10 protein-coding genes and 1 tRNA gene are annotated in these 12408 nt (G+C 37.2%); 5 read left to right on the top strand and 6 right to left on the bottom strand.

Features of this window, described 5'->3' with window-relative positions; translation table 11 throughout:
- Positions 1-195: 195 nt before the first annotated feature.
- Positions 196-271, bottom strand: a tRNA-Gly gene (locus ACFO3O_RS20250).
- 334 nt (positions 272-605) lie between these two features.
- Here ACFO3O_RS20250 and ACFO3O_RS20245 point away from each other — a divergent pair.
- Both ACFO3O_RS20245 and ACFO3O_RS20240 read left to right on the top strand, forming a co-directional pair.
- Complete coding sequence (locus ACFO3O_RS20245; RefSeq protein ID WP_379982266.1) at positions 606-1547, top strand: GNAT family N-acetyltransferase; 942 nt, start codon at positions 606-608, stop codon at positions 1545-1547.
- Positions 1544-2287: a M15 family metallopeptidase gene (locus ACFO3O_RS20240; protein WP_379982264.1), complete on the top strand. Its 744-nt coding sequence runs from the start codon at positions 1544-1546 to the stop codon at positions 2285-2287. The genes ACFO3O_RS20245 and ACFO3O_RS20240 overlap by 4 nt, the downstream gene beginning before the upstream one ends.
- Here ACFO3O_RS20240 and ACFO3O_RS20235 read toward each other — a convergent pair.
- From ACFO3O_RS20235 to ACFO3O_RS20215, 5 genes are all read right to left on the bottom strand, one after another.
- A complete protein-coding gene (locus ACFO3O_RS20235) occupies positions 2284-3252 on the bottom strand; it encodes a tetratricopeptide repeat protein (RefSeq protein WP_379982262.1) in 969 nt (322 codons plus the stop codon). The genes ACFO3O_RS20240 and ACFO3O_RS20235 overlap by 4 nt on opposite strands.
- 58 nt (positions 3253-3310) lie before the next feature.
- Positions 3311-3835, bottom strand: a complete 525-nt coding sequence (locus ACFO3O_RS20230; RefSeq protein WP_379982260.1) for a DUF4136 domain-containing protein — start codon at positions 3833-3835, stop codon at positions 3311-3313.
- 54 nt (positions 3836-3889) lie between these two features.
- Complete coding sequence (locus tag ACFO3O_RS20225; RefSeq protein WP_379982259.1) at positions 3890-5740, bottom strand: T9SS type A sorting domain-containing protein; 1851 nt, start codon at positions 5738-5740, stop codon at positions 3890-3892.
- Between the two features lie 63 nt (positions 5741-5803).
- Positions 5804-6805 (bottom strand): GTPase ObgE, encoded by a 1002-nt coding sequence (gene obgE, locus ACFO3O_RS20220; RefSeq protein WP_379982257.1) that lies wholly within the window; start codon positions 6803-6805, stop codon positions 5804-5806.
- 241 nt (positions 6806-7046) lie between these two features.
- Positions 7047-8159, bottom strand: coding sequence for an adenylate kinase (locus ACFO3O_RS20215; RefSeq protein ID WP_379982255.1), 1113 nt, complete (start codon positions 8157-8159; stop codon positions 7047-7049).
- Between the two features lie 212 nt (positions 8160-8371).
- Here ACFO3O_RS20215 and ACFO3O_RS20210 point away from each other — a divergent pair, with 212 nt between their 5' ends.
- The 3 genes from ACFO3O_RS20210 to ACFO3O_RS20200 all read left to right on the top strand — a co-directional run bounded on the left by ACFO3O_RS20210 (position 8372) and on the right by ACFO3O_RS20200 (position 12319).
- Complete coding sequence (locus tag ACFO3O_RS20210) at positions 8372-9517, top strand: 5-(carboxyamino)imidazole ribonucleotide synthase (RefSeq protein ID WP_379982253.1); 1146 nt, start codon at positions 8372-8374, stop codon at positions 9515-9517.
- 22 nt (positions 9518-9539) lie between these two features.
- Positions 9540-10019, top strand: coding sequence for a 5-(carboxyamino)imidazole ribonucleotide mutase (gene purE, locus ACFO3O_RS20205; protein WP_379982251.1), 480 nt, complete (start codon positions 9540-9542; stop codon positions 10017-10019).
- 263 nt (positions 10020-10282) lie between these two features.
- Positions 10283-12319, top strand: a complete 2037-nt coding sequence (locus ACFO3O_RS20200; protein ID WP_379982249.1) for a M3 family metallopeptidase — start codon at positions 10283-10285, stop codon at positions 12317-12319.
- The last annotated feature ends 89 nt before the right edge of the window (positions 12320-12408 follow it).

Raw genomic sequence — 12408 nt, 5'->3', positions numbered from 1 at the left:
TTTTAATGCCAAGATAAAAGCGTTTAGAGCACAATTCAGAGGTGTTAGAAATGTAGAATTCTTCCTTTTTAGATTATCTACTATTTTTGCATAATCCTAAAATCCCACAAGTTTTGGACTTGATCCATTTTTAAGGTACGCTTACGCGAAAAAACATACAAGCATAAAAAAAGCCTCATATTTCTATGAGGCTTGTGGAGCGGGAGACCGGGTTCGAACCGGCGACATTCAGCTTGGAAGGCTGACGCTCTACCAACTGAGCTACTCCCGCGTTTTATAAATTTACATAATGAATGCAAATCTAAAGGTATTTTCAATATTTTAAATCAATCTACAACTACTTCCTGCGGGTGATCACGCTACAAGCGTGACGACATTCAGCTTGGAAGGCTGACGCTCTACCAACTGAACTACTCCCGTTAGTTAAGCGGTGGCAAAAATATACATTTTTATCAACTTGCAAAAATTTATCTCAAATAAATTAAATTAAAAATACATTAATTTTTAGAGATCATCAATATGTATTTGTATCTAAAAATACAGACATACTGTTAGGCTAGGTACCACTTTCTTTCTATTTTTAAAGCATAAAGAAATAAACCTTAGTGAATACACCTATTACAACCACCGATAGACTTCTCCTACGTTCATTTAAGAAAGAAGACGGTATTCATTTCTTTCAGATGAATGCAGACCCTGAGGTCATAAAGTATACTGGAGACACTCCCTTTAAAGATCTAGATAGTGCTCATACATTTATAGAAAACTATGATGCCTACACAACAACAGGAATCGGTCGTTGGGCAGTGATACGTATATCTGATCATGAATTTTTAGGTTGGTGTGGTTTAAAATACCATCCCAAAGAGCGCGTGGTCGATATTGGGTTTCGTTTCTATCAATGTTACTGGAATCAAGGATACGCTACCGAAAGTGCCAAAGCAGTCATCCAATATGCATTTAACACCTTGAAGTATCCGTTTCTAGTCGCACACGCCCATCAAGAGAACAAGGCTTCACATAGTGTGATTCAAAAATGTGGGATGTACTTTTTGAAAGACTTTGATTATGACGGAATTCCAGCAAAAGGATATCGTATTGATAATCCTGATTACACATTAAAACAAATTACTGCCGAAGAGACTTGGCCTGTCCGCCATCCTGTCCTTAGAAAAGGAAGACCACTAGAAGATGTCTACATGGAAGCCGACGAAAAACCATCAACATTCCACGTCGGCATGTACTATCAAAATATTATTATTGGAGTTGCCTCATTTATGGAGGATGAAAAAGAAAGTTTTACTGGGAAGCAACACCGACTAAGAGGCATGGCGGTATTACCCGAATTTCGAAAAAAAGGCATCGCCGAACTACTATTGAAAAAAGGAGAGGATATTCTTAAAAAGAAAGGTTGCACCTTGCTATGGTTTAACGCTAGAATCGCAGCTGTTTCCTTCTATAAAAACTTAGGATATACAATAGTTGGTCCTGAATTTGATATTCCGTTGGTAGGCCCTCATTTTTTAATGAAAAAAGAACTAACATGAAACGCAGAATGTTTACAAAAGCAATACTCCTAGGCAGTATTGCCACTACGCTTTCTTCAGCACTATACGCATCTATTCTGGAAACTCAAATCTCTCAAGATGAATTACTAGGAAAAGGAAATCCTCTTTTAACTTCTGGCACAGGATACAGACTAAGACCTGAAGCTGCTACTGCTTTTGAACGGTTAAAAACAGCTGCTTTACAAGACAAAATTCAAGTTAAAGTGATTTCTAGCTACCGGGATTATGCACACCAAAATAGAATTTGGGAACGCAAATATAATCGCTTTCGCGAAAGCGGACTCTCCCCTACAGACTCCATAAAAAAAATTATAGAATACTCTACAATTCCGGGCACTTCAAGACATCACTGGGGTACAGATATAGACTTAATAGATGGCACCCCAAAAGTAACGGGAGATGTGTTAGTCCCTTCAAAATTTTACGGCACAGGTCCCTTTTGTAAATTTAAAGAATGGATGGATAAACATGCTAATAGTTTTGGGTTTTATCTCGTATACACCGATACTCTGGGACGTAAAGGTTTCAAACATGAGCCCTGGCATTACAGCTATGCCCCTTTATCAATACCCTATCTGAAAAAGTATAAAGAATTGGATATTAAAACACGCTTACAAGAAAATAAACTCTTGGGAAGCGCACATCTTACCACCCCATTTATTAATTCGTACATAAAAGAAAACATACTCGATATCAACCCTTATTTATTAAAAGACTAAAGAGCTTCTATTAATCTTTTTTCAGCGAGTGCTTCTTTAAAATCAGGGCGGTCTTGCAATGCTTTTTTAATCCAAGTAACGGCTTCTTGCTTTTGACCTTTGTGCTTGTAGATTTGAGCAAGTCTATAATATGCCCAATCTTTGGGAACACCATCAGCAGCGGAGTAGTTCATAATATATTTATCCAAACACTCAATCCCTTGATCTAAACCAATCCCATATTGCCCCGCAATTTTCCCTAATTGGTAATGTAACCTATTTTCTGAGGTATGCTTTTTACGAGCCTCGTCTATGACTTGAATCGCTTTTTCTGGCGCATCGTTCTTTTCATAATGCTCATACAATTTTGTATAACAAACAACAGATCCACCAACATGTACTGCATTTTTGTAATGACGTTCAGCCTCTTTTGGCTTGTTGTTATATTCAGCGATATATCCGTGTGCGAGGTGGCCATCTACGGGAGATAAGACACTTAATTCATTTGCGTATTTTTTTGCCTTGCTCTCACTTCCGCCAACAATTCCTGGTAACTGAATATAAAATTCTACCAGTGCCCAGCGCGCTTCCACATGCCTAGGATCAAGGGTTGCAGCGGTCACAAAAGCTTCTTTAATATCACTTATAAGCCCTAATGCCCTGACTTTATTGATCGCTAATGCCTTCATCCCCAAAACACCTCCGTATTTATAATGATAATTGGCTACTTCGGGAGAAAGTTCTACGAGCTTTTTATAGTAATCTATAGCAGCATCCCAATCTTCTGCAAACCCATAAATATCTCCCAAGTATTCTAGCGTTTTAAGATCATTTGGGTGTTGCTTCAGATAGGATTGAAAAATAGGTTTTGCCTGATTATATTTTTTGGTATGGAAGTAGGTTTCCGCTTTCGCGAAAGCGGCATCAACCGTATTCCCTTGTGCAAAACAACATATAGGAAACAATAAAATAAGGAACCACTTCATAGAATTGATGATTTTTGCAAATATATACGAAATAATGTCAAGCTAATGATTATAAAAGTTAAGATCCAGGAGGGTACTTCTTGAATATCTTTTCTGCCAATTTCTTAAAGTATGCATCTCTCTGATCGGGTGTTGTTTTTACCTTCACATCACTCTCACTAATCGCTTGCCAAATCAGTTTTGCCCCATGATCCATATCGTAAAACTCTAAGGTTATTTGCAAGTGCTGTTCACGACCTCCAATGGGAATTCCGCCGCTTACACCTACACCCACATTACCGCCACCGCTTCCAAAACCAACACCTAGTGTATTACGAGAAGAAGTCTCAAACTCTGACGCTTGTATCTTAATAGAAAGGCTGTTATAATCTGTTCTTGTGTATCCTTTAGATTCTAGAATACTGTCTGTATATCGTATCAACCGACGCTCATCAAACTCTGAAAGTCCTGTAGGTTCTCTAAAATCATATTGATACGTTTTATAATCATCAAAAGAGACTGCCTCATCATAGTCATAATCTACAAATGTAGATCCACAACTTGATACAAAAACAGCTATACAAACTAAAATGAATATCCGCATACTATAGTATTTGTTTAAAAGTAAACAAAAGGATATGAGTTATATTGTATTTTACTATTTCTTAACTATTTTTTTGACCACAGTCCCTTGGTTAGTTTGAATACGTGCAAAATAGATTCCTTGTGCAAGTGTCATAAAATCAATCGATATGTTTTGAGTACTTAGCACTTTGTTTCCGGTTACAGAAAATACGTCTACATACTGTAATTGTATGTCAGAAGACAATGTAATATTTAAAATATCAACTGTAGGATTAGGGTAGATGGTGATGGCATTTTGAAGTATATTATCTTCTAATGAGAGCGGTAAAGAAACAGTTGTCACCACTGTATTTGTGATAATAGGTGCATTAAAATCAAAGAAAATATTGGCAGTGTTTTCTATAACATCATCCAAAACAAGATCATCATTTGATCGTATTTGAAAAGCGATATGCCCGTTGCTTCCTTCTTCATCCTGTTCTTCTGGAGGAAGGTTAATATTTTCAAATATAAAAGTGACTTCATTGCCATTGGTGATTTCTACACGATAGTCATCACTTGAACTTAAAATACGAAGTGTATTCCAATTAAGATTATCACTCAAGGTATCTGTTACAATGACATTAATAGCATCTGCTGTTCCTGTATTTTGAAAACGCACTACATAGTCTAAATAATTCCCTACTTCTTCTTCTAAGATTCGTTCGCCTTGTAATACCTGTTTATCATTAGGATCATACGAGTTCACCACAAGTTCTCTAATATTAGAAACATTATTTAAAATAATATCATCTGTATTACTAGTGTCTAAAACTACTTGTGAAGAAAGTATTTCTCCTCCTTGAACAGTGGGAGGTATAAAAAGTTCAAATATTACTATAAACGTACGCGTTTCAAAAGGTAACATTTCATTATATTCCCACTCAGTAGAAGTCTCACTAATCATCGTTGGAGGTAGTGATGAGTTTTCATAAAATAAAATTTCTTCATCAAAATTCATAGTAATCGTTCCGCTCTCTATTGTAGAACCTAAGTTAGAATATGATATGATATATCTAGCATCAAATCCAGGTCGTGGTTCTTGAAGTGGTATTAAAGTTACAGAGATATCATTTATAATTTCTGCAGCTTCTACACAGAACTCTATTGCATCTTCATTTCCTCCTCCCTCAAAAGTACTTTCTATAGCTTCTGGAACTGATTGAAAGATAGAAGGTAAAGATCCGCTTAATAGTGAGGTTGTATAGACCCCTTCTTCTACAAATAATGAAAAATTGCCTTGATCATCAGTTATTGACGTTTGTGAAGAAATTCCATCAGTCGTTTCTACTAAAATGTTCCCTACCGCATAATCATCTGTAGTACAACCATCATTATCAAAATCAAATAGTATGTTTCCAGAAATTATATTGAGATTTGTATTACAATTTTCAAGAACCTCTTCTAGATTACTACACGCTATTCCATTATTTTCTATAGTAGCTTCTATAACATTTGTGTTCAAAAAATTACACATAGAAACAAAACTACAGGTCTCAAGAACAGGATTGTTTCTTATAATCAATCCTATACCAAAATCATTATCAAGAGCATTTGATATCGCTGTGATATCTGATAACTGAGGGTTATTTTCAATAATTATTTGGATCACATCAAAGAGATTTTCTAATCCCTCAATAGTACTAAGTTGATCGTTATTCGATATATTTAAATCACCTGCTATAGATACAATATCAGAAAGTGGAGTTAAGTCAGTAATATCGTCTCCACTTACTATCACATTAATTAATACACAATTTCCATATAGAACAGAAAAATTGTCGACTTCTTCTTGAGTATTCAAAATAATATCACCGTCATTACACTGTCCAAATCCGACAAAAAAAGAGAATAAAAAAATAAAAGAAAGTAAAGATATCTTCATGTGTAGCTAATTTGCTGTAAACATACAGATTAATCTATCTTAAAGGAAGTGATTTATAAGATATTACTCCTCATTTAACATCTTCCAAAGTGCATCTTTCAACTCCACAAGACCTTGCTGAGCAACGGAAGAGATGAACATGTAGGGAATAGGTAATTCCCTGTCAAGCTCTTCGGCGAGTTCTGCTTTGAGCTCCTCATCCAACATATCGCTTTTAGAAATAGCGATAAGGCGAGATTTATCCAGCATTTCTGGATTGTATTTTTGCAACTCGTGAAGCAAGATATCATATTGACCTGAAATACTATCGGCATCTGCAGGGATCATAAATAGTAACGTAGAATTACGCTCGATGTGACGTAAAAAACGATGCCCAATGCCTTTTCCTTCGGCGGCACCTTCTATAATTCCAGGTATATCTGCCATCACAAAAGATCTGAAATCTCTGTATTGCACAATCCCTAGGTTAGGCTTTAACGTTGTAAACTCGTAATTGGCTATTTTTGGTTTTGCTGCAGTAATCGCCGCTAGTAATGTGGACTTCCCTACGTTTGGGTACCCAACTAATCCAACATCTGCTAGTACTTTAAGTTCTAAAGTAAGCTGCACCTCGCATCCATCTATCCCTGGTTGTGCGTATCGAGGCGTTTGGTTGGTACTACTTTTAAAATGCCAGTTTCCGCGACCTCCCATACCGCCTTCTGCGACGATAAATTCTTGTCCATCTTCTGTAATTTCAAAAATAACCCTGTCTGTCTCAGTATCTTTTAGGGTCGTTCCTAATGGCACTTCGATATATTCATCTTGCCCATCATGTCCTGTAGATCTAGATTTAGAACCATTTCCTCCATGTCCAGCACGAGAATGCTTTTTAAACTTGAGATGTAATAAGGTCCAAAGATTTTTATTTCCTTTCACGATAATATGACCTCCACGACCACCATCACCACCATCTGGACCTCCTTTTTCTATAAACTTCTCTCTATGTAAATGCGCAGAGCCAGACCCTCCGTTTCCAGAAGTGGCATGAATTTTTACATAATCAACAAAATTTCCTTCAGTCATTTTTTCTAATTCTCAGGTAATAGAAATCTAATTCCAAATTACCATGTATATAATCACTTTTGAAAAAAAGTGATGGTCTGTTAAAATTAAAACTCAAAAAGCTGCTACTCTATGTGTAGACAACTATTCCTTTTTATTATGTTATTATACGCTCCTGTCTGCCGTCAGGCAGGTTCGCGAAAGCGGAAAAACCCTTTATTGAAAGTACATTAAATGTCACATTCAAATTCGATTTCGATTTCTAAAGCGTATCAATCACAGCGCTTAAACGTGCTGTAATCTCAGCCACGCTTCCTACACCATCTACGCCGTGGTATTTGTTTTGCTTCTCGTAGTATCCTTTTAAGATCGCCGTCTCTGCATAATATACTTTGATACGGTTACGAATCACTGTTTCATCAGCATCATCAGGACGTCCTGACGTTTTTCCTCTTTCTAAAAGACGTTGCACCAATACCTCATCATCTACTTCTAATGCCACCATCGCAGCAACTTCTGTGTTTTTTGATGCAAGTAAGGTTGCGAGTGCATCGGCTTGCGCTTCTGTTCTAGGAAAACCATCAAAAATAAAGCCATTTGCGTTTGGGTTTTTCTCAACCTCTGCGCTTAGCATATCAATGGTTACAGTATCTGGTACTAATTGTCCTTTATCGATATATGATTTTGCCAATGAACCTAGATCAGTTGCATTTTTTATGTTGTATCTAAAAACGTCTCCAGTAGAGATATGTACGAGATTGTATTTTTCTTTTAATACTTCTGCTTGCGTTCCTTTACCGGCACCTGGAGGGCCGAACAAAACAAGGTTCTTCATGTTTGGTTGTTTAAGTTTATAAATAGAAGTAAGGTTACGGCCTAGTCCTTTGTAATCTAGTCCAAACCCTACTACAAAATCATTTTCAATTTCTAGCCCTATATAATCTATGGTATATGGTTTTGTATAAGCTTCTGGTTTGTAAAATAAGGTGGCAATTCTAAACGATGCTACTTCTTCTTGTTCAAGAATCTGTATGATAGTCTCTATTGTATTACCAGAATCTACAATATCTTCAATGACGACAACATCACGCCCTTTTAATGAAGGCTCTGCGCCCATCACGGTGAAGATTTCATCATTTTGCTTCATCCCGTCATAACTAGCTACCTTTATGAAACTCATCTCACACTCACCATCAAACTTTTTTATCAGCTCGGCGGCGAAAAGAAAAGCACCATTAAGCACCGTAAGGAACACAGGCCTTTTCTCCTTATAGGTATCATTGATAAGAACAGCCACACCATTTACGGCTTGCTGCACTTCTGTTTTTGAGATGCATTCTTCAAAAGTAAGATCGTGTAATTGTATTGTTTTCATACCTTTTTCCAAATGCGCAAAGATACCACCTGAAAACTACAAATCACAAATTAGGATTCCTTAAAACATAAACTCGTTAAAAGCTTCTAAATTCTGGTGGGTAGATAGGAGTTTAGAAACTAGGTTTTTTGTATTTTTGAGTTTTAATTTTTATGCTTGTCGTACTTCGGCAGGCTCAGCATAAACCTCAACGTTGTTGAGAGCGTACTCTTATGAAAAACTATTTCTCTTCTCCATTTAAACTGGGAATTTTAGGCGGTGGTCAATTAGGCAAAATGATGCTATATGACACCCGAAAATATGATATCCAAACCCATGTACTCGATCCGAGTGCTGAAGCTCCCGCAAGAATTGCTTGTGATCATTTTGAGCAAGGAAGTCTTATGGATTACGATACAGTGGTCGCTTTTGGACGCCAAGTAGATGTACTCACTTTTGAGATAGAATCTGTCAATGTAGACGCACTTGAAACCCTAGAAAAAGAAGGAATCACTGTATACCCATCTGCCAATACCTTACGAAAAATACAAGATAAAGGCGTGCAAAAGCAATTTTATGCAGATCAAGAGATTCCTACAGCACCTTTTAAAAGATATGAGACAGCAAGTGCGCTTCTAGCAGATGCACCCTCCTATCCTTTTGTGTGGAAATCCTGTACAGGAGGCTATGACGGGAAAGGAGTATCTGTAATTCGAACAGCGCAGGACTTTGAAACCTTACCCGAAGTACCGTGTATTGCCGAAGCCATGATTCCTTTTAAAAATGAACTCGCAGTCATTGTCGCTCGAAATCCATCGGGAGCGGTGATTACATATCCCGTTGTTGAAATGGAATTTCATCCAGAAGCTAATCAAGTAGAATATGTCATTTGTCCTGCACGTATTGATGATGCGGTTGCCGAAAAAGCAAGAGCGGTTGCCGAAAAAGTATCAAAAGCGTTTGAACACGTAGGATTACTAGCGGTAGAGATGTTTCAGACACAAGACGATGAAATCTTAGTTAATGAAGTCGCACCAAGACCTCACAACAGTGGGCATTACAGTATAGAAGGAAGCTACACAAATCAGTTTGAACAACACATCCGAGCGATTTTAGATCTACCTTTGGGCAAAACTGCTAGCAAAGTCGCTTCAGTGATGGTCAACCTAGTGGGGGAAGAAAATTATCAAGGACAAGTTCTTTATAAGAATATTGAAAAAATCATGGAAATGGATGGGGTTACTGCCCATATCTATGGGAAAAAAGAAACACGCCCCTTCCGAAAAATGGGACATGTAACTATTATAGATCAAGATCTTAGTACCGCTAGAACAACAGCAGAAGCTGTTAAAAAAATGATTAAAGTAATTTCTGAATAAAAGAATATAAGATATACAAAATATGAAAGTAGGAATTATTATGGGAAGTACAAGTGACCTCCCTGTTATGCAAAAAGCCATTGATATTCTTGAGCATTTAGACATCACAACAGAAGTAGATATTGTAAGTGCGCATCGTACCCCTGAAAAACTTTTCGATTATGGCCAACATGCACACACACGTGGCATCAATGTTATTATAGCTGGTGCTGGTGGTGCTGCACATTTACCTGGTATGGTAGCTTCTTTGTCACCACTTCCTGTGATAGGCGTCCCCGTAAAATCACGTAATTCTATAGATGGGTGGGATTCTATTTTATCTATTTTACAAATGCCAGGAGGAGTTCCTGTAGCAACAGTAGCTCTTGACGGAGCTCAAAACGCTGGGATCCTTGCTGCACAAATTTTGGGAGCGACAAATACAGATATCCGAGATCGTATTATTGCATACAAAGAAGAACTGAAACAAAAAGTAATTCAAGGAGCAAAAAGTCTACAATAACTCAAAATAAAAAAGACCACTCTTTCGAGTGGTCTTTATCAATGTATTTGGGGTATGAAATCGTATTTATTAACCATCCTAAATATAATCAAACCTTACTTATGTTACATTGAATTGGGGAATTCTCACTAAAACTCACGTCAAAGATATCATCTAATCAAGACTTGTCACTAAATAATCGATCAGTAACTATAAAGTATAGGTGAAATACACAAAAACATCGACGAAACACACAAATTAATTCTAATTAAAATCCGTTCATCATGAACATAGCAGATAATCCACTTCTACAACCCTTTAATGAGGCTCCTTTTTCTAGTATTAAAAATGAACATTTCAAACCCGCATTTGAAAAGGCGATTCGTATGGCTAGGGAAGAAATAAATGCTATTACACAATCAACAGAAGCTCCTACCTTTGAGAATACTATCGTTGCGCTTGATTACTCTGGTTTGCAATTGGACCGGATTTCTAGTATTTTCTTCAATTTGAATAGCGCAGAAACCAATGAGGAAATTCAGAAAATAGCACAAGAAGTATCTCCTTTACTTTCTGAATTTGGAAATGATATTACCCTTAACGAGCATTTATTTGCGCGGGTCAAAAGTGTGTATGATCAAAAAGATACGCTCAATCTATCTGTAGAAGAAAATACCCTTTTAGAAAAAAGTTATAAAAGCTTTGCGCGAAATGGTGCCAATCTCCCTGAAGATAAAAAAACAAGATTACGAGAAATAGATGCTGCTTTGGCCAAATTAAAACTCACTTTTGGGGAAAATGTACTTGCAGAAACCAATGCGTATGAATTACACCTAACAGATGAAAGTGATCTCGATGGGTTACCAGAAAGTGCGAAAGAGGCTGCAGCCAATGAAGCAGAGCGAAGAGAGAAAAAAGGATGGGTAGTTACGTTAGATTACCCAAGCTATATTCCTTTTATGAAGTATGCCAAAAATAGAGCCCTTCGAAAAGAACTTTCCATTGCATTTGGCAGCAAAGCGTTTAAAGGCAATGAATTTGACAATCAAGAGAATGTATTACAAATAGCGCAATTGCGTCATGAACGTGCCAATCTACTAGGATACAAAACACATGCGCATTTTGTTCTCGAAGAGCGTATGGCAGAAACACCTGAAAAGGTGATTTCGTTTCTAAATACTCTTTTAGAAAAAGCAAAACCTGCTGCCAAAAGAGAATTTGCACAATTAGAAAATTTCGCGAAAGCGGAAGATAACATAGACCACTTACAAAAATGGGATAGCGCTTATTATTCGGAAAAATTAAAGCAAAAATTATTTAGTCTGGATGATGAACAACTAAAGCCGTATTTCAAATTAGAAAACGTGATTACTGGGGTTTTTAAGGTGGCTGAAAAGTTATTTGGACTTCAATTTGAAGAAGTATTTACTGTAGATACCTATCATAAAGAAGTAAAAACCTATCACGTACTCGACGCAGACGGAAGCTTTATTTCGTTGTTTTATGCGGATTTCCATCCACGTAAAGGAAAACGAGGGGGTGCTTGGATGACCTCATTCAAATCACAAATGATAAAAGACGGTGTAAATGAACGTCCGCATGTCTCTAATGTCTGTAATTTTACTCCTTCTACCTCGAGTAAACCTTCGCTGCTGACTTTTAATGAAGTAACGACGCTATTTCATGAATTTGGTCATGGACTTCATGGAATGCTTGCCAATACCACCTTCCCTAGCCTATCCGGAACATCTGTGTATTGGGATTTTGTAGAGCTTCCGAGTCAGATATTAGAAAATTGGTGTTATGAAAAAGAAGCGTTAGAATTGTTTGCGACACATTACGAAACAGGGGAAGTAATTCCGATGGAGTTGGTACAGAAAATAAAGGATTCGGCAACTTTTCAGGAAGGAATGCAGACCTTGCGCCAAATCAGTTTTGGACTCATGGACATGGCATGGCATGGTCAAGACCCTTCTGAAATCAGTGATGTAAAGGCATTTGAAACTCAAGCATTCGCAGAAACTCGTTTATACCCTGAGACACCAGAAACCTGTATGAGTACATCGTTTTCTCATATTTTTCAAGGTGGGTATGCTGCTGGATATTACAGTTATAAATGGGCAGAAGTCTTAGATGCAGATGCATTTGAATATTTTAAAGAAAACGGTATTTTCAATGTAGAAATTGCTCAGAAATTTAAAGAGCATGTCTTATCCAAAGGCGGCACTGAAAATCCAATGACTTTGTACAAACGTTTCAGAGGAAAAGAACCTCAACCAGAGGCGTTGCTTAGGAGAGCGGGGTTGATTCAGGAAAAATAACTCCTTGATTTTGTCAAACTGAGCCTGTCGAAGTTTTTAAAATTTTGACATCCTAATTTCCTCCGACAAGCTCAGGATGACAACAAATT

The organism is Dokdonia ponticola, from assembly GCF_042653865.1.
Taxonomy (GTDB): Bacteria; Bacteroidota; Bacteroidia; order Flavobacteriales; family Flavobacteriaceae; genus Dokdonia; species Dokdonia ponticola.
Note: the sequence above shows the minus strand (reverse complement) of the source record. Positions and strands in the feature narration are given on the sequence as shown.

Coding starts and splice junctions, on each gene's coding strand:
- ACFO3O_RS20240 (WP_379982264.1), top strand. CDS start 1,544: ATGAAACGCAGAATGTTTACAAAAGCAATACTCCTAGGCAGTATTGCC.
- ACFO3O_RS20235 (WP_379982262.1), bottom strand. CDS start 3,252: ATGAAGTGGTTCCTTATTTTATTGTTTCCTATATGTTGTTTTGCACAA.
- ACFO3O_RS20230 (WP_379982260.1), bottom strand. CDS start 3,835: ATGCGGATATTCATTTTAGTTTGTATAGCTGTTTTTGTATCAAGTTGT.
- ACFO3O_RS20225 (WP_379982259.1), bottom strand. CDS start 5,740: ATGAAGATATCTTTACTTTCTTTTATTTTTTTATTCTCTTTTTTTGTC.
- obgE (WP_379982257.1), bottom strand. CDS start 6,805: ATGACTGAAGGAAATTTTGTTGATTATGTAAAAATTCATGCCACTTCT.
- ACFO3O_RS20215 (WP_379982255.1), bottom strand. CDS start 8,159: ATGAAAACAATACAATTACACGATCTTACTTTTGAAGAATGCATCTCA.
- ACFO3O_RS20210 (WP_379982253.1), top strand. CDS start 8,372: ATGAAAAACTATTTCTCTTCTCCATTTAAACTGGGAATTTTAGGCGGT.
- purE (WP_379982251.1), top strand. CDS start 9,540: ATGAAAGTAGGAATTATTATGGGAAGTACAAGTGACCTCCCTGTTATG.
- ACFO3O_RS20200 (WP_379982249.1), top strand. CDS start 10,283: ATGAACATAGCAGATAATCCACTTCTACAACCCTTTAATGAGGCTCCT.